Annotated in this window: 17 protein-coding genes; 11 read left to right on the top strand and 6 right to left on the bottom strand. The window is 59.8% G+C overall.

Annotation, left to right across the window (positions count from 1 at the left end; genetic code table 11):
• Positions 1–5 precede the first annotated feature (5 nt).
• On the bottom strand, positions 6–1,571 hold the full coding sequence (ahpF, locus tag KB892_RS18400) for an alkyl hydroperoxide reductase subunit F (RefSeq protein ID WP_002894398.1): 1,566 nt from the start codon (positions 1,569–1,571) through the stop codon (positions 6–8).
• Positions 1,572–1,758: 187 nt separating this feature from the next.
• The gene (gene ahpC, locus KB892_RS18405; RefSeq protein WP_002894394.1) at positions 1,759–2,322 is read right to left on the bottom strand and encodes an alkyl hydroperoxide reductase subunit C; all 564 of its coding nucleotides are present in this window, start codon (positions 2,320–2,322) and stop codon (positions 1,759–1,761) included.
• Between the two features lie 411 nt (positions 2,323–2,733).
• On the opposite strand from ahpC, the gene dsbG reads away from it, so the two are divergent.
• From dsbG to KB892_RS18425, 4 genes are all read left to right on the top strand, one after another.
• The gene (gene dsbG, locus KB892_RS18410; protein ID WP_002894375.1) at positions 2,734–3,483 is read left to right on the top strand and encodes a thiol:disulfide interchange protein DsbG; all 750 of its coding nucleotides are present in this window, start codon (positions 2,734–2,736) and stop codon (positions 3,481–3,483) included.
• 180 nt (positions 3,484–3,663) lie between these two features.
• Positions 3,664–4,596 (top strand): DNA-binding transcriptional repressor CitR, encoded by a 933-nt coding sequence (gene citR / locus KB892_RS18415; protein WP_002894372.1) that lies wholly within the window; start codon positions 3,664–3,666, stop codon positions 4,594–4,596.
• A 110-nt stretch (positions 4,597–4,706) separates the two neighbouring features.
• Complete coding sequence (locus tag KB892_RS18420; protein WP_002894369.1) at positions 4,707–5,930, top strand: phosphoadenosine phosphosulfate reductase; 1,224 nt, start codon at positions 4,707–4,709, stop codon at positions 5,928–5,930.
• Positions 5,915–6,541 (top strand): IbrB-like domain-containing protein, encoded by a 627-nt coding sequence (locus tag KB892_RS18425; protein ID WP_004151651.1) that lies wholly within the window; start codon positions 5,915–5,917, stop codon positions 6,539–6,541. Before KB892_RS18420 ends, KB892_RS18425 begins: the two co-directional genes overlap by 16 nt.
• Here the strand turns inward: KB892_RS18425 and KB892_RS18430 are convergent, their stop codons facing one another.
• Positions 6,542–7,687 carry a pyridoxal phosphate-dependent aminotransferase gene (locus KB892_RS18430; RefSeq protein ID WP_004220148.1) on the bottom strand — a complete coding sequence of 382 codons (1,146 nt, stop codon included), beginning with the start codon at positions 7,685–7,687 and terminating at the stop codon, positions 6,542–6,544.
• Positions 7,688–7,828: 141 nt separating this feature from the next.
• Between KB892_RS18430 and mtnC the strand changes: the two genes are divergently transcribed.
• Both mtnC and KB892_RS18440 read left to right on the top strand, forming a co-directional pair.
• Positions 7,829–8,518 (top strand): acireductone synthase, encoded by a 690-nt coding sequence (mtnC, locus tag KB892_RS18435; protein ID WP_002894359.1) that lies wholly within the window; start codon positions 7,829–7,831, stop codon positions 8,516–8,518.
• Positions 8,515–9,057 carry a 1,2-dihydroxy-3-keto-5-methylthiopentene dioxygenase gene (locus tag KB892_RS18440; RefSeq protein ID WP_002894357.1) on the top strand — a complete coding sequence of 181 codons (543 nt, stop codon included), beginning with the start codon at positions 8,515–8,517 and terminating at the stop codon, positions 9,055–9,057. The genes mtnC and KB892_RS18440 overlap by 4 nt, the downstream gene beginning before the upstream one ends.
• Positions 9,058–9,164: 107 nt before the next feature.
• Here KB892_RS18440 and KB892_RS18445 read toward each other — a convergent pair whose 3' ends face one another.
• Entirely contained in the window at positions 9,165–11,474 is a 2,310-nt protein-coding gene (locus tag KB892_RS18445; protein ID WP_004151652.1) for a molybdopterin-dependent oxidoreductase, read from the bottom strand.
• A 408-nt stretch (positions 11,475–11,882) separates the two neighbouring features.
• On the opposite strand from KB892_RS18445, the gene KB892_RS18450 reads away from it, so the two are divergent.
• The 5 genes from KB892_RS18450 to KB892_RS18470 are packed head-to-tail and all read left to right on the top strand — an operon-like array spanning position 11,883 to position 17,350.
• Positions 11,883–12,863 carry a sugar ABC transporter substrate-binding protein gene (locus tag KB892_RS18450; protein ID WP_002894353.1) on the top strand — a complete coding sequence of 327 codons (981 nt, stop codon included), beginning with the start codon at positions 11,883–11,885 and terminating at the stop codon, positions 12,861–12,863.
• Positions 12,864–12,907: 44 nt separating this feature from the next.
• A complete protein-coding gene (locus KB892_RS18455; RefSeq protein ID WP_004152854.1) occupies positions 12,908–14,410 on the top strand; it encodes a sugar ABC transporter ATP-binding protein in 1,503 nt (500 codons plus the stop codon).
• Positions 14,407–15,396 carry an ABC transporter permease gene (locus KB892_RS18460; RefSeq protein ID WP_004147555.1) on the top strand — a complete coding sequence of 330 codons (990 nt, stop codon included), beginning with the start codon at positions 14,407–14,409 and terminating at the stop codon, positions 15,394–15,396. The genes KB892_RS18455 and KB892_RS18460 overlap by 4 nt, the downstream gene beginning before the upstream one ends.
• Positions 15,393–16,397 (top strand): ABC transporter permease, encoded by a 1,005-nt coding sequence (locus KB892_RS18465; RefSeq protein WP_002894258.1) that lies wholly within the window; start codon positions 15,393–15,395, stop codon positions 16,395–16,397. Before KB892_RS18460 ends, KB892_RS18465 begins: the two co-directional genes overlap by 4 nt.
• Positions 16,398–16,408: 11 nt before the next feature.
• Positions 16,409–17,350 carry a carbohydrate kinase family protein gene (locus tag KB892_RS18470; protein WP_002894256.1) on the top strand — a complete coding sequence of 314 codons (942 nt, stop codon included), beginning with the start codon at positions 16,409–16,411 and terminating at the stop codon, positions 17,348–17,350.
• A gap of 42 nt (positions 17,351–17,392) precedes the next feature.
• Here KB892_RS18470 and KB892_RS18475 read toward each other — a convergent pair whose 3' ends face one another.
• Together KB892_RS18475 and KB892_RS18480 are read right to left on the bottom strand one after the other, a co-directional pair.
• Positions 17,393–18,421, bottom strand: coding sequence for a 2-hydroxyacid dehydrogenase (locus KB892_RS18475; RefSeq protein WP_002894255.1), 1,029 nt, complete (start codon positions 18,419–18,421; stop codon positions 17,393–17,395).
• Positions 18,418–19,914 carry an FGGY-family carbohydrate kinase gene (locus KB892_RS18480; RefSeq protein WP_004151653.1) on the bottom strand — a complete coding sequence of 499 codons (1,497 nt, stop codon included), beginning with the start codon at positions 19,912–19,914 and terminating at the stop codon, positions 18,418–18,420. The genes KB892_RS18475 and KB892_RS18480 overlap by 4 nt, the downstream gene beginning before the upstream one ends.
• Between the last annotated feature and the right edge of the window lie 2 nt (positions 19,915–19,916).

The raw sequence follows: 19,916 nt of genomic DNA on the forward strand, positions 1-19,916 counted from the left end.
ACTTGTTATGCGGTTTTCGTGCGGATCAGGTAGTCGAAAGCGCTCAGCGACGCTTTTGCCCCTTCCCCTGCCGCGATAATAATCTGTTTGTACGGCACGGTGGTGCAATCGCCCGCGGCGAACACGCCTTTGACGTTGGTTTCGCACTTCGCATCGATGATGATCTCACCCATGCGGTTGCGCTCAACGGCGCCTTCCAGCCAGGTGGTGTTAGGCAGCAGGCCAATCTGGACGAAGATCCCCGCCAGCGCGATATGATGCTCATCGCCGCTCACCCGGTCACGATACTGCAGGCCGGTGACTTTGCTGCCATCGCCTTTCACTTCCGTGGTCTGCGCATTAAGAATGATGTCGACATTCTTCAGGCTGCGGACTTTATCCTGCAACACCTGGTCGGCTTTCATCTCTGGGGCAAACTCCAGCAGGGTTACGTGCTCTACGACGCCCGCCAGGTCAATGGCGGCTTCCACGCCGGAGTTCCCGCCGCCGATTACCGCTACGCGTTTGCCCTTAAACAGCGGACCATCGCAGTGAGGGCAGTAGGTCACGCCCTTGGTGCGATACTGATCTTCGCCCGGCACGTTCATATTGCGCCATTTCGCCCCGGTGGCGATGATGACGCTACGCGCCTTGAGCACCGCGCCGGAGGCGGTTTCGATCTGATGCAGGCCGCCCTCTGTCGCCGCCGGCGTCAGTTTGGTCGCACTCTGGGAGTCGATCACGTCGACGTTATAGTCATTGACGTGCGCTTTCAGCGCGCCTGCCAGCTTCTGGCCTTCGGTTTTCGGCACCGAAATATAGTTTTCGATATCCACGGTATCCAGCACCTGACCGCCGAAGCGTTCGCCCATCAGGCCGGTACGAATCCCTTTACGTGCAGAGTAGACCGCCGCCGCCGCGCCGGACGGGCCGGAGCCAACGATCAGTACATCGTAAGCGTCACGCTGATTCAGCTCTTCCGCTGCGCGTTTTTCCGCACCGGTATCCACTTTGGCGACGATTTCAGTCAGCGTCATCCGTCCCTGACCAAACTCCTGACCGTTCATGAACACCGCTGGCACGCCCATGACGTTACGCTCGGTGATCTCATTCTGGAAGGTCCCGCCGTCAATCGCCGTGTGTTTGATGCGCGGGTTGAGCACCGCCATCAGGTTCAGGGCCTGGACCACGTCCGGGCAGTTATGACAGGAGAGCGAATAGTAGGTTTCGAATTCGAAATCGCCATCAATATCGCGGATCTGCTCCAGCAGCGACTGGGCCTCTTTCGACGGATGACCGCCGGTCCACAGCAGCGCCAGCACCAGCGAGGTAAACTCGTGGCCCAGCGGCGAGCCCGCAAAACGCGGCCCCTGGTCGGAACCTGGGTTAGTAATCAGGAACGAGGGCTTACGTACCGCGAGCGTGTTGTCTTCTTTAAAGGTGACTTTGTCTGACAGTTCAGCGATTTCAGCCAACAGTTCCTTGATTTCTGCCGATTTAGCGCTGTCATCCAGCGTGGCAATCAGCTCAACAGGCTTGGTCAGCTTCTCAAGGTAGGCCTTGAGCTGGGTTTTCATGTTGGTGTCGAGCATTGTTATCTCCTGGGCTTAAAACATCATCATGCAAGCGGCCTCGTCAGGCTGCCTGAATGCGCTTGCATCATGGTGTTGGAATAAAATGGGCGCGAAAGCGCCCATTGATTGCCGGGTGGCACGCCGTTTACCCGGCCTACGATCTTGTAGGCCCGTGCAAGCGTAGCGCCGCCGGGCACAAACAGACTTAGATCTTACCAACCAGATCTAAAGAAGGAGCCAGCGTCGCTTCGCCTTCTTTCCATTTCGCCGGGCAGACTTCGCCTGGGTGAGAAGCAACGTACTGCGCCGCTTTGATTTTACGCAGCAGGTCAGACGCATCACGGCCGATACCTTCAGCGGTAACTTCGATCGCCTGGATGATACCCTGCGGGTCAACGACGAAGGTAGCGCGGTCAGCCAGACCTTCATCTTCACGCATGTTGTCGAAGTTACGGGTCAGGGCGCCAGTCGGGTCGCCGATCATCGCATATTTGATTTTGGCGATGGTTTCAGAGCTGCTGTGCCACGCTTTGTGGGTGAAGTGGGTATCGGTAGACACAGAGTAAACGTCTACGCCCAGCTTCTGCAGTTCTTCGTAATGGTCAGCCACGTCGCCCAGTTCGGTCGGGCAGACGAAGGTGAAGTCAGCCGGATAGAAGAAGAAGACGCTCCAGCGGCCTTCGGTGTCTTTCTCGGTGACTTCGATGAATTCACCATTTTTGAATGCCTGGTTTTTGAACGGTTTGATTTTGGTGTTAATTAAGGACATCTATACTTCCTCCGTGTTTTCGTTGAGGTCTAAGTTAACGAATTTTTCCTGACTCGACCAATGCGTTTACATTATCGAATCAATAAGCGTTATCTAACAACCGGAACAAGACAACTCTGTGAACCTGTCGACGCGTTCAGCGCTAATCGCTGTTTTTCGCATCATTTGCCGCGACAAAAGTAAAAAGGCCACCTTTTCAGGCGGCCCCGTTACCTGAAATACCCGAGGGTAGGTTCAGCGCCAGTCAGACTGGCTATGTGTTGCGCTCTACATTACCTTAATGTAACAGCATCCAGGATTACATCACCCACGCCAGCAAAGGGCAATCCGTCATTCTGCTGATCTTGCCTATGACTGTGATAGGTTCGACAATCGTTTTGCCCTTTCCTGCTGATTTTACAAGGAATACTTATGTTAAAGCGTCTGCTGTTACTCAGCCTTTTGCCGTTATGCAGCCATGCGGAGGAACTCCCCGCTCCGGTAAAAGCGATTGAAAAACAGGGCATTACCATTATAAAACCCTTTGAGGCGCCGGGGGGAATGAAAGGCTGGCTGGGCAAATACCAGGACATGGGGGTCGCCATCTACCTAACGCCGGATGGTAAACACGCGATCTCCGGCTATATGTATGATGAGAACGGCAGCAACCTCAGCGAGCAGCTGTTTCAGAAAGAACTCTATACCCCGGCGGGACAAGAGATGTGGAAGAAGATGGCCAGCGCACACTGGCTGCAGGATGGTCGCAAGGACGCCCCTATCGTGCTGTATGTCTTTGCCGATCCCTTCTGTCCCTACTGCAAGCAGTTCTGGCAGCAATCCCGCCCCTGGGTAGAGGCCGGTAAAGTGCAGATCCGCACTCTGCTGGTGGGGGTGATTAAGCCGGAGAGCCCGGCCACCGCCGCGGCGATTCTCGCCAGCAGCGATCCGGCGAAAACCTGGCATGATTACGAGCAATCGAATGGGAAAATGGCTCTGACGATCCCGAAAGCAATTCCGCCGGAGAAAATGAAAATGCTCAACGTCAACCAGCAGCTGATGGACGATCTGGGAGCCAACGTGACGCCGGCGATTTATTATATGAATAAAGATAATATGCTGCAGCAGGTGGTCGGCCTACCGGATAAAGAGAAACTGCATATTATGATGGGTGAAAAAGAGTAATTCCATCCCGCAGTGGCGCCTGGCGGAAGCGACCGCTGGCGCCACCGTCGACGATAAGATATATTAAGCAGAACTTAACTGTATTTGCCAATAATTAAATTCACACCGCAAATATTAAGCCACAAAACATTATCATTAAGAATATTATAATCCGCACCGGTAATAAACAGGACTGCATTAATGGCAAATCTTTACGATCTGAAAAAGTTCGATTTGAATTTATTGGTTATTTTCGAATGTATCTATCAACATTTGAGCATCAGCAAAGCGGCGGCGATGTTATTTATCACCCCCTCAGCGGTGAGTCAGTCGTTGCAGCGTCTGCGCCAGCAGTTAAACGATCCGCTATTTGTTCGTGTTGGCAAAGGAATGACGCCCACCACCGCCTGCGTCAATCTTCATTATCATCTACAGCAAAATCTGGAGCAGCTGGAAAAAACCATCAATCTTAATAATCGCTCAGAACTGCGTAAACGTATTGTGATATATGGCCCCCCGCTGTTCTGTTCAGTCAATAGCCACGTTATGATTAACCAGCTCTGTCATCAGGCGAACTTGCAAATTGAGCACCATAACCTGACCACCACCGAATCGGCTGAGGAGCTGCTGGCGTATCGCCAGGCGGACCTGGTGTTCACCCGCATGCCCATTACCAACCGCGCCACGATCTGTCAGCCCTATCAGACGGTGCAGACGCTGGCGGTTTGCCGGGCGGGCCATCCGCGACGCGAAACGCTTACCTCGGTAGAGTCACTGGCGCAGGAGTTTTTCACTCACTATATTACCAACGATCCCGTTATTCAGCGCGTGCAGCAAAGCAGCATCGCCTGGCTGAATCCGCGCAATATTGCCTTTCGCAGCGACTCTTTTATGACCATTCTTAACATGATTAATAAAACCGACTTAATTGGCTTTTTGCCTTCCTATTTATATGACTTTATCTCACCCACTATGCAGCTTCACGCCATCAACATAGATAATCTTTTTCCGGATATCACGATCTACATTAATTACCACCATGCATCTTCGCAAAATCATTTTTTAACTGAATTAATCACCATATTAATGAATGATCGAGAGGCATCACGGCCCAAATTTAATCACAGCGAATAACGCCCTTCTGTTCCCCCGCTGCCAGAAACAATAATCGACCATTAATTTCCTACCCCTCATCGTTTATACTGAGCTAACGGGAATTTTCTACTATTAAAGGATTAATGGTCATGTCGTTTATTAAATATCCCTTACCGGAATCGGTGCTGCAAGCAACTGAGCAGCGGATCCAGTGGGTCATGGATAATTTTTCGCGCATCTGTGTCTCTTTTTCCGGGGGAAAAGACTCCACCGTTATGCTGCATTTAACCGCCCAGGCGGCGCGGTTACAGGGGAAAAAAATCTGCGTGTTGTTTATTGACTGGGAAGCGCAGTTCTCCTGCACCATCGCCCACTGTGAAAAACTGCGTGCGCTGTATGCGGATGTCATCGAAACCTTTTACTGGGTCGCCCTGCCGCTCACCACCCAAAATGCCCTGACGCAGTATAAGCCGCAATGGCAATGCTGGGAGCCCGGAACCGAGTGGGTACGCCAGCCGCCGCCCTGGGCCATTACCCACCCGGGCTATTTTTCATTTTATCAACCCGGAATGAGCTTTGAAGCCTTCGTCAGCCACTTCGCCGAGTGGTTTTCGCAGCGTCGTCCCGCCGCCGTGCTGGTGGGCATTCGCGCCGACGAATCGCTAAATCGCTTTATGACGATTTCTTCACAGCGTAAACAGCGCTTCGCCGACGATAAACCATGGACCACTTCAGCGCCGGGCGGCCATGCCTGGTACATCTACCCGCTCTATGACTGGAAAACCGCCGATATCTGGACCTGGTTTGCCAAAAGCGGCGAGCCCTATAACCCGTTGTACGATCTGATGTATCAGGCCGGGGTGCCGCTGCGCTATATGCGCATTTGCGAACCGTTTGGTCCCGAGCAGCGCCAGGGGCTGTGGCTGTATCACGTGCTGGAACCTGAGCGCTGGGCCGCGATGTGCCAGCGAGTGAGCGGCGCGCACAGCGGCGGGGTCTATGCCGGGCATGATAACCAGTTCTACGGTCATCGGAAAATCGACAAGCCCGACCACCTGACGTGGAAAAGCTACGCCCTGTTCCTGCTCGACAGCATGCCGGAAACCACCGCCGAGCACTACCGCAATAAAATCGCCGTCTACCTGCGCTGGTACCAGAAAAAAGGTATGGAGGATATTCCGGATACCCAACCTGCGGACATTGGCACCAAAGATATCCCATCCTGGCGGCGAGTCTGCAAAGTACTGCTCAATAACGATTACTGGTGCCGTCAGCTTTCGTTTAGCCCAACCAAAAGCAGCCACTATCAGCGCTACCGTAAACGCATGGAAAAACATCGCCAACAATGGGGGATATTATGCAACAACAACTGACGCAGGCGCTGGAAGCTTACCTGCAAAAGCTGGATGACGAGGCGCGCATTGAGGCTATCAACGCGTTTCGCCAGGTGCTCCACCACTACAGCCCCTTCCGCTCGCAGCCCGTCGACTGCGTGCTGTGGGTCAAACAGGAGCTGGTCGCCCCCAACGATTACAACCCGAATAACGTGGCGCCGCCGGAGAAGCGTCTGCTGCAAACGTCGCTGGAGGCCGACGGCTTTACCCAGCCGGTCGTCGTCATCCAGCAACGCCCACAGGCGTATACGATTGTCGATGGTTTTCACCGCCATGAGCTGGCCTGCAGCAAAGCCGCGCTGAAAAAAACGCTAAAAGGCTATTTGCCGGTGACCTGCCTGACGAGTGAAGCTGCCTCGCGTGACGGGCTGATGGCAGCGACCATACGCCATAACCGGGCGCGCGGTCGCCACCAAATCCACGCCATGTCAGAGATCGTCCGCGAGCTGACCCAGCTCGGCTGGACGCCGCAGAAAATCGGCAAAGAGCTGGGGATGGATGCCGATGAAGTGCTGCGTCTGAAGCAAATTAGCGGCCTGACAGAGATGTTCGCCGGCCGCCAGTTCTCCCAGGCGTGGACGATTAAGTAACTACAGCTGGCACAAACGCGCCGCCGCAGCCAGCAGAGTCGCCGGCTGTTTGGCGAAGCACAAGCGGATCAGCTTGTGCGGGAACGGATCGGCGCAGAAGACGGAGAGCGGGATCGCCGCCACGCCGATCTCAGTGGTCAACCAGCGGCAGAAGCTGACATCGTCAAGATCGGAGATGGCGCTGTAGTCCGCCAGCAGGAAATAGGTCCCTTCACAGGGCAGGATTTCCAGCCGGCTTGGGCGCAGCGCTTCAATAAACAGATCGCGACGTTCCCGATAAAACGCCGGCAGCTCACGATAATGCTCCGGCGCTTCGCGCAGCATGTCGGCGATCGCCAGCTGCGCCGGGGTATTCACCGAGAAGGTCAGATACTGGTGCACCTTGCGCAGTTCGGCGCTGATGGCCGCCGGGGCCACGCAGTAGCCGACCTTCCAGCCGGTCATATGAAAGGTTTTGCCAAACGAAGAGACCGCCACCGCCCGCTCGCGCAGCTGCGGATGCGCCAGTACGCTGGCGTGGCCGCCATCGGCAAAGCAGATATGCTCATAGACTTCATCGCTCAGGACATAGATCTCGCGTTCGGCGATCGCCTGCCACAGGGCGGCAAAATCCTCGCGCTGCCAGACGGTGGCCGAAGGGTTGTGCGGGGTGTTGAGGATCACCAGCCGGGTTTTCTCGCTCAGGGCGGCGGCAAATTGCCGCCAGTCGACGCGAAAATGCGGCGGCTGCAGCGCAATACGACGTAACTCGCCGCCGGCCAGCGCCACCGCAGGGGCGTAGCTGTCATAGCTGGGATCGAAACAGATCACCTCGTCGCCGCGGCGCACCAGGGCGGTGATCGCCGCATACAGGGCCTCCGTCGCGCCGGCGGTGACCGTGATCTCGCTGTTAACGTCGGGCTGGTAACCATACAGCTCCGCCGTCTTCCCGGCGATCGCCTCGCGCAGCGCCGGCACGCCGGTCATTGGGGCGTACTGATTCGCCCCCTGCGCCACGTGGTACGCCAGACGCTCCTGCAGATAGCGCGGGCCGTCAAAATCGGGAAAGCCCTGGGACAGGTTTATGGCCTGATGCTGCTGGGCCAGGGCGCTCATCTGGGTAAAAATCGTGGTGCCGAGCGCAGGAAGTTTACTCTCTGGAATCAAGGGGTTATTGTTCATTCTTTTTATACCGATTGTAATGCTGTTGTTGAAGCCACTATAACACGATGTTAATATTTGGCAATCAAGACGCTTAGACGTCTAAATGCTAATGTTATTCCACGCTACGCCCACTCTGGAGAAACCATGATCCGCGCCATCGTGACCGACATAGAAGGCACCACCAGCGATATCCGCTTTGTGCATAACGTGCTGTTCCCCTACGCCCGCGAACGACTGGCCGGCTTTGTGACCGCTCAGCAGCACGCTGAACCGGTCAAAACCATTCTCGACAACCTGCGCCGCGAAACAGACGCCCCCGCCGCCAGCACCGCCGACCTTATCACTACCCTCTTCACCTTTATGGATGAAGACCGTAAATCCACGGCGCTGAAGGCGCTGCAGGGGATCATCTGGCGCGACGGCTATCTCAACGGCGACTTTACCGGCCATCTCTACCCGGACGTACTGCCGGCGCTGGAGCAATGGAAAGCGCAGGGTATTGATCTGTATGTATATTCCTCAGGTTCCGTGGCTGCGCAGAAATTGTTATTTGGCTACAGCGATGAAGGTGATATTACTCATCTGTTCACGGGCTATTTCGATACCCTGGTAGGCGCCAAACGTGAGGTGCAGTCCTACCGTAACATTGCTGAACACCTGGGCCATGCCCCTGGCACCATCCTGTTCCTGTCGGATATCCATCAGGAACTTGATGCCGCCGAGGCCGCGGGTTTGCGCACTGTGCAGCTGGTTCGCGGCGACCGCGACCCGGCGAGCCACCATCCTCAGGTTCAGCGTTTTGACGACATTCATCCGGAGCAGATCCCAGCATGAGCGCATTAACTCTTTTTTCCGTGACCGATCCGCAAACGCCGGTCTGGCACAGCACCGACGCCAAAGCGATTCAGGATCAACTTAACGCCAAAGGCGTCCGCTTCGAGCGCTGGCAGGCCGACCGCGACCTCGGCGCAAATCCCAGCCCAGAAACGGTGATTGCCGCCTATCAGCATGCGATTGATAAACTGGTCGCCGAAAAGGGCTACCAGAGCTGGGACGTCATCAGCCTGCGCGCCGATAACCCGCAAAAAGAGGCGCTGCGGGAAAAGTTCCTGAACGAGCACACCCATGGCGAAGACGAGGTGCGGTTTTTTGTCGAGGGCGCTGGCCTGTTTTGCCTGCACATTGGCGACGAGGTGTTCCAGGTGCTGTGCGAAAAGAACGATCTGATTTCGGTTCCCGCCCACACTCCGCACTGGTTTGATATGGGATCAGAACCGAACTTCACCGCCATTCGCATTTTTGATAACCCGGAAGGCTGGATCGCTCAGTTTACCGGTGACGATATCGCCAGCGCCTACCCGCGGCTGGCGTAACGTCAAACTGTCGTCAGTCTAAAACCGCCAGGCGCGGGCTTTGCCGGAGGCGGCGCATACCGCGCCTTCTCCGGGCTACCCGCCCCGCCGCCGGCGAGCGCCAACGCCTAAACTTCAATAAATTTCGGCGGATCAAAGGCAGTGATCGGCGGCAGCTCCTCTCGCCACGGGGCGATCTCCACCCAGCAGCTCTGGGCGCTACAGCCCTGCCCCAGGCGCGAACTGCCGCGATCCTCGGTTAACACATTGGGATTACCGTGCTTATCGAGCGTTCCTTTTTCATTGGGATCCAGCGGGTCATACCAGGCGCCGGTGGACATCTGTACCACGCCGGGCAAAATCTGCTCGCTCAGGTGCACGCCCGCCAGAATCGCCCCGCGGTCGTTATAGACCTTCACCACGCTGCCTTCGCGGATGTCTCTTGCCTGCGCATCGCTCGGATGCATCCACAGCGGCTCGCGTCCCTGAATTTTCGTCGCCCGGCTGACGCTGCCGTGGTCGTACTGACTGTGCAGGCGGGCGCGCGGCTGGCTGGAGAGCAGATGAAGCGGCCAGCGCGCCGCCTCCTGCCGCTGCCGGGCGGCCTCCTGTTCATCCCACCACGGATGGCCAGGACATTCGCGATAGCCAAACCCGGCGACGGTGGCGGAAAAGAGTTCAATTTTGCCGGAGGGGGTGGAGAGCGGATTGCGCTCAGGATCGGCGCGAAAATCGGCGAGAAAAATTTGCGGCCGCTCCGGCGCGCTGTACTCCAGCACCCCTTGCTGCCAGAAGTCATCGAACGAGGGCAGCGCAATACCCTCCTCCTGCGCCCGCGGTCTTGACTCCTCATAGAGATGACGCAGCCACTGCCCGGCGTCCCGCCCTTCGCTGAACGCTTCTCCGAATCCCAGCCGATCGGCGAGATCGCAGAAAATGGCGTAATCGTCACGCGCTTCGCCCACCGGCGGGATCTGCGCGCTCATGGCGATCATAAACCCGTCGTGACCGCCGCTGCCGATATCCTCTCGCTCCAGCGAGGTGGTGGCCGGCAGAACGATATCGGAGAATTTGGCCTGCGCGGTCCAGTACTGCTCATGCACCACCACCGTCTCCGGGCGGCGCCAGGCCTCGCACAGTCGGTTGAGATCCTGATGATGATGAAACGCATTGCCTCCCGCCCAGTAGACTAAACGGATATCGGGATAGCGCCGCCGCTGACCGTCGAACTCATAGGTTTCTCCCGGGTGCAGCAGCATATCGGACAGCCGCGCCACCGGGATAACGCTGTCCACCGCATTCTCCCCGGCGGGTAAGCGCGGGCCGGAAAACGCTTTTCGTACCGCGCCCGCCAGGTTAGTGCAGGCGTAGCCAAACCCGAGACCGCCGCCCGGCGTGCCGATCTGTCCCAGCAGCGCAGTCAGGGCCACCGTCGCCCAGTAGGCCTGCTCCCCTTGACGGGCGCGCTGGATAGACCATGAGATATTCACCATCGTCCGGTGGCGGGCCATCTCCCGCGCCAGGTCGGCGATGCGCTGGGCGTCCAGGCCGGTAATCGCCGCCGCCCACGCCGGGGTTTTCGCCACGCCATCGTGCTCGCCCAACAGATAAGCGCGATAGGGGGCAAACCCGACGGTATGGCTGGCAACAAACGCCTGGTCGTAAAGGGACTCAGCGATCAGCACATAGCTCAGGGCCAGCAGCAGTGCGGTATCGGTGCCCGGCCGAATGGCCAGCCACTCGGCGTCGGGCACCGCGCTGAGGTCATTGCGCACCGGACTGATATTGATAAACCGCGTGCCGTTGGCCTGCATCTTATCCAGCCAGTACTGGAGCATATGGTCATTGGCGCCGCCGCCGTTGACCTGGGCATTGCGCAGCGGCAGACCACCAATGGCGACAAACAGCTGACACTCCCGGGCCAGCTCGGAAAAATGGGTATGCTGCCGGTGCAGCGGGCTCAGCGGCCCGAGAATATGCGGCAGAATACGCTCGCCCGCGGCGCTGCTATAGGTATTGGTGCTGGCGGTGTACCCGCCAAAGCCCTTGAGAAACCGGTGCAGCTGGCTCTGCGCATGGTGAAAGCGTCCAGCGCTGGCCCAGCCGTAGGAGCCGCCGTAGATCGCCTCATTGCCGCAGCGCGCCTTGACCGAGCGCAGCTCGCGCGCCAGCAGGTCCAGGGCCACCTCCCAGCTGACTTCGACAAAGGGCTCTTTACCTCGCCCTTCTCGTGACGCCGGCCCGTGCTGGAGATAGCCGGCGCGCACCGCCGGACGGCGAATGCGCGTTTGGCTGGTCACCGCGTCGGGAAGCGACTGGCCGATGCGTGAGGGATTTTTATCCCAGGGCACCGGCTTAACCGCCACGATCTCGCCCTCACTGCTCTCCACCTGCCAGGTTCCCCAGTGCATCACCGTATAATTATGCTGTTTCTTCATAGCGCCCGCGTTCTTCTCAGCTTAAGGTTCATTACAATAAAGCGGGGAAATAGGGTAATAATCCTTACCCGGCCAGACATTGCTCTGCTAAAAAAAGCTTTAGCCCGCGCAATCTTCTTTTTTTCTCTGTAGACGCCGTATTTCCCATGCACTCACAATATTAAGAAAATTGTCTTTATCCGCTAAATAAACACGGAATAAGTCAAAAATAAAACCACAAAATAAAAAGGCCTATCCGCCATCATGAAATAATTTCAGGTTCCTCATGACAAAATAAACTTTTTCTCTGACGTTTCTGCGATATAACATTCCTGGCATAACTTAGACTTATTTTGTATTTGAGGTGGCGAGGTGCTTCTTGTCATGCTACCGGTCCGCAACCACCTTCATCACAGGATCATAATAACAATGTCGCAGAAAAGAAAATTATTGCCTGCCGCGCTGGGACTGCTTTCCCTTGCCTCGCTGAGCGTCGCTGCCGCAGACGCCCTCTCCTTACAGGGAAAAACCATTGGCGTTGCCGTGGTCGGCACTCAGCATTTCTGGGATCGCGAGGCCTTTAAAGGCGCGACAGAGGAGGTGGAGAAGCTGGGGGGCAAAGTCATTGGCGTCGATGGCGGCCGCGATAATCAGGTGCATGCCAATAACCACGATATTTTACTGTCACGCAAGGTGGACGCGGTAATTAGTATTCTCGGCGATAGCGCCGTCGAACCAAAATTTAAAGCATTGCGTGATGCCGGTATCCCGGTATTTACCGTAGATCATGTTTCTCAATATTCGGTCAACAATACTACTTCCGATAACTACACCTTAGGCTCAACCATCGGCCGCTACATGGCGGATGAATTAGGCGGCAAAGGCAACGTCGCCGTATTTAACGCGTTCTCCAGCGCGCTGCGTATTTGCGGAATTCGCTACGATCAGTGGAAATATGTCCTTAAGGATTATCCGGATATTCATATTATCCAGCCCGAGCTCGCGGAACAGTTCGCCAACTCGCCGGAAGACGCGCGCAAGAAAACCCTCGAATTACTCAGCCAGTATCCGAAAGGCAAACTGGACGCCATCCATGTCGCCTGCTGGGATCAACCGGCCATCGGCATCGTCCAGGCGCTGGAAGAGACAGGTCGCGATAAAGACGTGAAAGTGACGGCCATCGACGCCGGTCCGGAGACCCTGGAGATCATGGCGGAGCCCGGCAGCCCGTTCGTGGCTAACGTCGCGCAGCAGCCGCATCTGATCGGCCAGACCTCGGCTGACAATGTGGCCCGCTACTTTGCCGGCCAGAAACTACCGGTGCAAACCTTTATTCCGGTGGTTCCGGTGAAAGGTCCGCAGGAAGCGAAAGCGGTGTATAAACAGTTGGGATACGGCGAGCTGCAGTGATTAATCAACATCCAGGCGGGGAACGCCCCGCCGCTGGTCTGGTCATGGAGCAGATCGGTAAACGTTTTGCCAGCGTCACCGCGCTTAATGCGGTTACCCTGCGCCTCAATCCGGGGGAGATTCATGGCCTGATTGGCGAGAACGGCGCCGGTAAATCGACGCTGATCAAGATCCTCGCCGGTGTCTATCAGGCCGACAGCGGCAGCGCCACCCTCGACGGTCACCCGCTGCCCCTCGGCAATCCGGCAGCCATCGAAGCCGCCGGCATCCGCGTTATCCACCAGGAGCTGAACCTGATCCCGCACTTTACCGTCGCGGAATCGGTGTTTCTGGGCCAGGAGTATCGCACCCGCTGGGGGGCGCTGGATCACCGACGGATGAAGGCCGCCACGGCGCAATTTTTCCAGCAAAACTGGCAGCTGGCGATCGACCCCGAACGGCTGGTGCGCGACCTGAGCCTGGCCGAGCGCAAGCTGGTGCAGATTGCCCGCGCGCTGATCGACGGCGCGGCGCGGCTGGTAGTGTTCGACGAGCCCACCGCCCCCCTGGAGGCGCAGGAGGCCAGTCTGGTCTCCTCCGCTATCCTGCGCCTGCGCGACCAGGGCATTGCCATTCTGTATATTTCCCACTACCTCAATGAGATAGCCACCCTCTGCGACCGCGGCACCGTGCTGCGCAACGGGGAAGTGGTCGGCTACCCGGACCGCGACCTGCTGCAGAATACCGAAGCGCTGATCGCCATGATGGTCGGCCGGGAAATCGACCAGCTGTATACTCCGCGCCAGCGCCCGGCGGCAGACAATGGGGCAACCCCGCTGCTCTCGGTGCGCCAGCTGAGCGACGGGCGGCAGCTGCAGGATCTTTCTTTTGATATTCAGCCGGGCGAAATCGTCGGCGTCGCCGGCCTGCTGGGCGCCGGACGCGATGTGCTGGTCGACTTACTCTACGGCTTACGCCCGGCGGAACGCGGCACCATCCACCTCGAGGGCCGGCCGCGGCGCATTCGTACGCCAAAGCAGGCGATCCGCGCCGGCATGGCGCTGGTGCCGCGCGACCGCCGCCATCAGGGGCTGATCCTGCCCTTCACCACCGCCGACAATATTAATCTCGCCTCGCTGCCGGAAACCGCCACCTTTGGCTGGGAGCGGCGGGGTATCGCCGAGCAGAAAGCGCGCGACTGGATAGAACAGCTGGCGATCCGCCCGGGACGACCGGGGCTGCCGGTACGCTACATGAGCGGCGGCAACCAGCAAAAAGCGATCCTCGCCCGCTGGCTGGGGACCGATGCCCGGCTGTTTATTCTCGATGAACCCACCCTTGGGGTCGATATCGGCGCCCGTCGCGATATTTACCAACGGACGCGCCAGCTGGCCGATCAAGGACGGGCGGTGCTGGTCTCCTCCAGCGATGCCCCCGAACTGCTCGGACTATGCGACCGGATCCTGGTCCTCTGGCGCGGCGCGCTGGCGGCCAATCTGCCCACCCGCGGGCTAACGCTGGACGCCCTGCTGGTGGCGATCAACGGCGGACAGGAGCCTTCACCATGAGTACTGCTATCCAGCGTCGCGGCCGTCCGGGCCTGGCGACGCTGATTGAAAAATTTCCCCTGATCCTGTTTCTGGCGCTGCTGGTATGGCTGAGCGTACAGTCGCCCTACTTTCTCAGCTGGCAAAATATCAGCCTGATGCTGGTCCAGAGCGTTCCGCTGGCAATCCTCTGTTTCGGCCTGGTCTGCGTTATCGCCGTGGGCGGAGATGACGTGGTCTCCGGCGGCATCGACCTCTCCCTGCCGGCGACGGCGGTGCTCGGCGTCGCGCTGCTCAGCCTCGGGCTGGCCGAATGGCACACGCCATATCTCCTGCTGCTGGCGCTGCTGGCGGCGGTTTGCCTGCTGTGCGGGGCGATCAATGGCTTGCTGGTGCTGGCGGCCGGCCTGCCGCCGCTGCTGGCCACCCTCTCGACCTCGGTGGCGTTTACCGGTCTGACAGATCTGTTGACCGGCCAGCGGCGCATCGCGGTCAGCGATCCGCTGATGGTCGCCTTTCGCGACAACAGCGTGCTGGGCCTGCCCTGGCCGCTGGTCTACCTGCTGGGGGTGTTTATCCTGTTCCAGTTCCTGCTCCACCACTCCCGCTTCGGCCAGCATGTGCAGGCGGTGGGCGGCAATCGCGATATGGCGCAGATGAGCGGCCTGAACGTGCGCCGCTTGACCCTGCTGGTCTGGCTGTTAGCGGGCATTGCCGCCGGGCTGGCTATTCTGCCGCTGCTCAGCCAGGGCTCCGGCAGCTCAAGCGGGACGGCCACGCCGCTGCTGCTGGAGACCGTGCTGGCGACCTTTATCGGCGCCGCCTTCTCGCGCCGTCGGGTGGTCACCATCTGGGGCGCGCTGCTGGGGGCAATCCTGGTCAACGCCCTCTCTAACGGGCTCGGCCTGCTGGGGGTCAATATCTTCTGGATGGGCGCCATTAAAGGCGGCCTGATCCTGGTGGTGCTGGCGGCCTCGGCGGTCAGACACAAAGGAGGCGAGGCATGAGTCAAATCACTCTGAAAACCTCTGCGTCGGCGGAACAGACGGCCAGCAGCCCGCTGGCCTGGCTGTCGCGGGCCGGATTTGGCGTCATCATCCTGCTGGCCATCGCCCTGTTTGGCTGGGCGAATCCGGTATTTTTAACCGTGGATAACTGGGCCAACCTGCTGCAGGGCAGCGCGATCCTGCTGATTGTGGCGATGGCGATGACCCTGATCGTCAGCGCCGGGGCGATTGATCTGTCGGTGGGCGTCGCGCTCGATTTCGGCGCCGCCTTCGCCCTCGTCGCCCTGAAAACCTGGCATCTGCCGTGGCAGGCCGCGGTGGGCTGCGCTCTGCTCGGCGGCGTGCTGATTGGCCTGCTCAATGCCTTTCTGATCCTCATCTGCCGGATCCGTCCCTTCCTCGCCACGCTCGGCACCTGGTTTATCGCCAGCAGCGCCGAGCGCATCTATACCGACGGCGGCGGCGCGATAGCCTATCGGCGGATGGCCCCGGAGTATCACGACCTGGCGGTGGGCAACCTTGGCGGGATCCCCACGCCGGTAGCGATCGTGCTGGCGCTGTGGCTGGCGGCCTGGCTGGTTACCGAGCGCACCCTGTGGGGCAAATATGTCCGCGCCATCGGTCAGAACAGCGAAGCGGCGCGTATCGCCGGGATCCGCGATCGCCTGACCATGCTCGGCGTGCTGGTGGCCGCCTCGGCGCTCTGCGCCGTCGGCGGGGTGATCCTCTCCGCCAACCTGCGGCAGTTTACCCCGCTGGCCGGGCAGTCTTATCTGATGGACGCCATTGCGGCAGTATTTATCGGCACTGCCTTTACCCGTCTGGGCCGGGTCAGCACCCTCGGCACCCTCGGCGGCGTGCTGTTCCTTGCCATTATTGATAACGGCCTGAACCTGATGGGGCTCAATTATCTGGTGAAGGACGCGCTGGTCGGCGTGATTCTGGTGGTGGCCCTCGCCCTATCCTTCTGGCAGGCGCGCCTGCGCCAAACGCATCGCTAAACGGGAGAACGATGGCAACCTTTGACGCCGTATTTGTCGGCCTGACTATTCTGGATATCGCCGGGCGCCCGGTGGTGGCGATCCCGCCGCGCGGCGGCGTCGCCTTTATTGAGCAAATTCGTCTCAACCCCGCCGGCACCGCCGCCGGGGCTAATATCAACGCCGCGAAGCTCGGGATCCGCACCGCAGCGGTGGCCTGCCTGGGCGAAGATGAAAAGGCCGACTTTATCCTCGCCAGCTATGCCCGGCTGGGCATCGACTGCTCGCTTATCCAGCGCACCGCGCTGAAGGAGACCTCGGCGACGATCCTGCCGATTCGCCCCAACGGCGAACGTCCGGCCCTGCACTGCCGGGGCGCGTCTGACGCCCTGTTTGTCAGTGAAGCGGAATTTGACGCCGTCCTTGACTGTCGTTTCCTGCATCACGGCGGGACCGGGCTGCTGGCGGCAATGGACCAGGGACAGAGCGCGCGGCTGTTGCAGGCGGCCAAAGCGCGCGGAGTCACCACCAGCTTTGACCTTATCGCCCCGAATGAAGAGACCCTCGAACTACTGCGGCCCCTGTTGCCGTCGGTGGATTATTTCATGCCTTCGCTGGAGGAAGCCGCCTTTCTCTCCGGAGAGACGCAGCCGGAGGCCATCGGCCACTTCTTCCTGGCGCTCGGCGTGGGCACCTGCATTCTGAAAGACGGCGAGAACGGCTCCTGGCTTATCGGCCGCGATGGCGGGCCGCAGCATATTGCGCCGTGGCCGGTCGAGGCGGTGGATACCACCGGCTGCGGCGACAGCTACTGCGGCGGGTTTATTGCCGCACTGGCGCGCGGACTCAGCGTGAAAGCAGCGTGTGACGTCGCCTCGGCGGTGGCCGCGCTGGTGGCGACCGGGATGGGATCGGATGCCGGGGGAGTGGACTGGGAACAGACCCAGGCTTTTATGGCGGCCCATCGCCCCTGACGATGGACCCGCGCCGCTGCAGAACGCGGCGGCGCAAGCGGCTTAACGCCACTGGTACAGCAGCGGCTCCCCGGCGACATAGCGCTGAAGATCGGCGGCAATCATCGCCGTGTGTTTGGCGATACTCTCCCGGGTGGCTCCGGCGATATGCGGCGTGATAATCACGTTATCGAACTCGATGACAAAAGGATGATCGCGCCACAGCGGTTCGCGGTGATAGACATCCAGCGCCGCGCCGCCCAGCGGGCCGTGGCGCAGGGCATCAATCAGCGCTGCCTCGTCGACCACCGCCGCGCGAGAGGTATTGATCAGCAGCGCGCCGGGCTTCATACTGTTTAACAGCGCGGCATTCACCAGCCCGTCGCTGTGCGGCCCGCTGCTCAGGTGCAGGCTGACGATATCCGCCTCGCGGAACAGCGCCTCCAGGGTCGTTTTCTGTAGCCCTGGCTCATTGATATCCTCTGCGGCGACGAACGGATCCACCACCAACACCGCCATGCCGAACGCCCGGGCGATACGCGCCACCCGGCGGCCAATGTTGCCATACCCCACCAGCCCCAGCGTTTTATTGCGCAGTTCACTGCCTTTAAACACTTCATAGGGGCTTTCCGGGCTCACGTCCCAGACCACATCCCGCCGCAGACCCTGCTGAGTGGCGGCGGCGGCATTGTCAGCCTGCGTGAATTCCCCCCGCTTCAGCGCCGCATGGGATTGCGGAATATGGCGCGCCAGGCTGAGCATCAGGCCAAGCGTCAGCTCCGCGGCGGCATCGGCATTGCGCCCCGGGGTGTAGAGCACCCGGATGCCGCGCGCCTGGGCGGCCTGGGTATCAATATTCACCGGATTCGCGCGGGTGCAGGCGATCACCTGCAGGCGCGGACAGGCGGCCATCACCGCGTCCGTCACCTCATCATAGCTGGTCACCAGCACCTCGGCGTCGTGGGCCAGCTCAATCAGCTGACCGGCGCTGAGTTTCGGTTTGCCCAGCGCCCACCCCTCCACCAGCAGCTCGCCCAGCTGGTGGAAGGCGCTAAGGTCGCCAGCATGCTCGGCGGTAAAAACGATTTTCATGGTTGTAGGTCCTGAGGAAGAGGTTGAAGGGCGGCCTGTCTGGCCTGCCATACCGGCAGCATCTGCTCGCGCAGCAGGCGGTAAACGGGATACAGCGCCGCGTAGCGGGCATGCGCTTGAGGGCGCGGCTGATAGCGGGTCTGCGCCAGCGGAGGCGTCTCGGCCAGCGCCGCGACGCTACGGGCCGCCAGGATCGCCGCGCCGCGCGCGCTCAGTTCGTTAAAGGCGCTGGAGACCACCGTGCGTCCGGTACAGTCGGCGATAATCTGCAGCCAGGTCGCCGAGGCTGCGCCGCCGCCCGTCAGATACAGCTCGCCGCCCTGCGGATAACCCTGCAGCGCATCGACAATGGCGAAGGCCAGGCCTTCAAACACCGCGCGCTGCAGTTCGGCGCGGGTGGTGTGCGGGCTAATGCCGAAAAAGCCGGCCCGCGCGTCCGGGCTGTAAAACGGCGCACGTTCGCCATTGAGGTACGGCTGCCAGAAGACGCCGCCGCTGCCTGGCTCCACCGCCGCGATCGCCTGCTCCAGGCGCCCCAGATCGGCGTCCAGCGAAATATGCTGCTGCAGCCAGTCAATGTTTGGCATACCGGCCTGCATCGGAAACAGGGAGATCACCTGTCCGGCTTCGGTATGGGTGACAAAGCGCGTCGCCTCGTTCACCGTCTGCGGGCCGCGGCAGACGATCCCGGTGCAGCAGGTGGTGCCGAGGATCGTGTAGATATCCCCTTCGTTGACCGCGCCGCAGCCCAGCGCGGCGCTACAGACATCCAGCGCCCCGGCGGCCACCGGCGTCGCGGCGGGCAGCCCGGTCAGCGCCGCCACCGCGTCGCTCAGCGTGCCGGCCGGGGCATCCGGGGCCAGCAGCGGGGGAAACAGCGGCAGCAGTTCGTTCAGCCCCATCTCGTTCATCACCACCGAGGACCAGCTGCCGGTCTGCTGATTGAGTAACGAGCTGCTGGCGTCCGTCAGCTCCAGCGCCGCCACGCCGGTCAGGCGAAAGCGGATCCAGTCCTTGGCGAAAAAAAGATAGCGCGCGGCCGCCAGCCGCGCCGGCTGATACTGTTTCAGCCAGTACAGCTGCAGGCTGGTATTGCAGGGCTGCAGGTGGGTGCCGGTATCGGCGAAATAGCGGCGGTCGAAGCCGGGTCGGCGCAGCAGGTCGCTCATCAGCTCGTGGCTGCGGGTATCGCTCCACAGGATCCCCGGGCCCACCGGTTCGCCCTGATCATCGCTGAGCCAGACCCCCTCCCCTTGCCCGGCGAGGCCGATAGCCCGCAGCCGCCCCGCCTGTAGCGCCGGATGGCGGGCAATCTGGCGCAGAATAGCCAGCACCGAATGCCACAGCTGGGTCATATCCTGTTCCGCGTAGCCATTGGCCGACAGGCGGGGTGAGGTATTTTCCGCGGCGCTGGCGCAGGCGGTGAAATGCTGATCAAACAGCACCGCTTTCACCCGCGAGGTGCCAATATCGATACCAAGATAAAAATCCATAC

The sequence above is a fragment of the Klebsiella sp. P1927 genome (genome assembly GCF_018204675.1).
Classification (GTDB): Bacteria; Pseudomonadota; Gammaproteobacteria; order Enterobacterales; family Enterobacteriaceae; genus Klebsiella; species Klebsiella pneumoniae.

Bases quoted from the DNA above. Each gene is read 5' to 3' on its own strand.
- ahpF (WP_002894398.1), bottom strand. From the start codon at position 1,571: ATGCTCGACACCAACATGAAAACCCAGCTCAAGGCCTACCTTGAGAAG.
- ahpC (WP_002894394.1), bottom strand. From the start codon at position 2,322: ATGTCCTTAATTAACACCAAAATCAAACCGTTCAAAAACCAGGCATTC.
- dsbG (WP_002894375.1), top strand. From the start codon at position 2,734: ATGTTAAAGCGTCTGCTGTTACTCAGCCTTTTGCCGTTATGCAGCCAT.
- citR (WP_002894372.1), top strand. From the start codon at position 3,664: ATGGCAAATCTTTACGATCTGAAAAAGTTCGATTTGAATTTATTGGTT.
- KB892_RS18420 (WP_002894369.1), top strand. From the start codon at position 4,707: ATGTCGTTTATTAAATATCCCTTACCGGAATCGGTGCTGCAAGCAACT.
- KB892_RS18425 (WP_004151651.1), top strand. From the start codon at position 5,915: ATGCAACAACAACTGACGCAGGCGCTGGAAGCTTACCTGCAAAAGCTG.
- mtnC (WP_002894359.1), top strand. From the start codon at position 7,829: ATGATCCGCGCCATCGTGACCGACATAGAAGGCACCACCAGCGATATC.
- KB892_RS18440 (WP_002894357.1), top strand. From the start codon at position 8,515: ATGAGCGCATTAACTCTTTTTTCCGTGACCGATCCGCAAACGCCGGTC.
- KB892_RS18445 (WP_004151652.1), bottom strand. From the start codon at position 11,474: ATGAAGAAACAGCATAATTATACGGTGATGCACTGGGGAACCTGGCAG.
- KB892_RS18450 (WP_002894353.1), top strand. From the start codon at position 11,883: ATGTCGCAGAAAAGAAAATTATTGCCTGCCGCGCTGGGACTGCTTTCC.
- KB892_RS18455 (WP_004152854.1), top strand. From the start codon at position 12,908: ATGGAGCAGATCGGTAAACGTTTTGCCAGCGTCACCGCGCTTAATGCG.
- KB892_RS18460 (WP_004147555.1), top strand. From the start codon at position 14,407: ATGAGTACTGCTATCCAGCGTCGCGGCCGTCCGGGCCTGGCGACGCTG.
- KB892_RS18465 (WP_002894258.1), top strand. From the start codon at position 15,393: ATGAGTCAAATCACTCTGAAAACCTCTGCGTCGGCGGAACAGACGGCC.
- KB892_RS18470 (WP_002894256.1), top strand. From the start codon at position 16,409: ATGGCAACCTTTGACGCCGTATTTGTCGGCCTGACTATTCTGGATATC.
- KB892_RS18475 (WP_002894255.1), bottom strand. From the start codon at position 18,421: ATGAAAATCGTTTTTACCGCCGAGCATGCTGGCGACCTTAGCGCCTTC.
- KB892_RS18480 (WP_004151653.1), bottom strand. From the start codon at position 19,914: ATGGATTTTTATCTTGGTATCGATATTGGCACCTCGCGGGTGAAAGCG.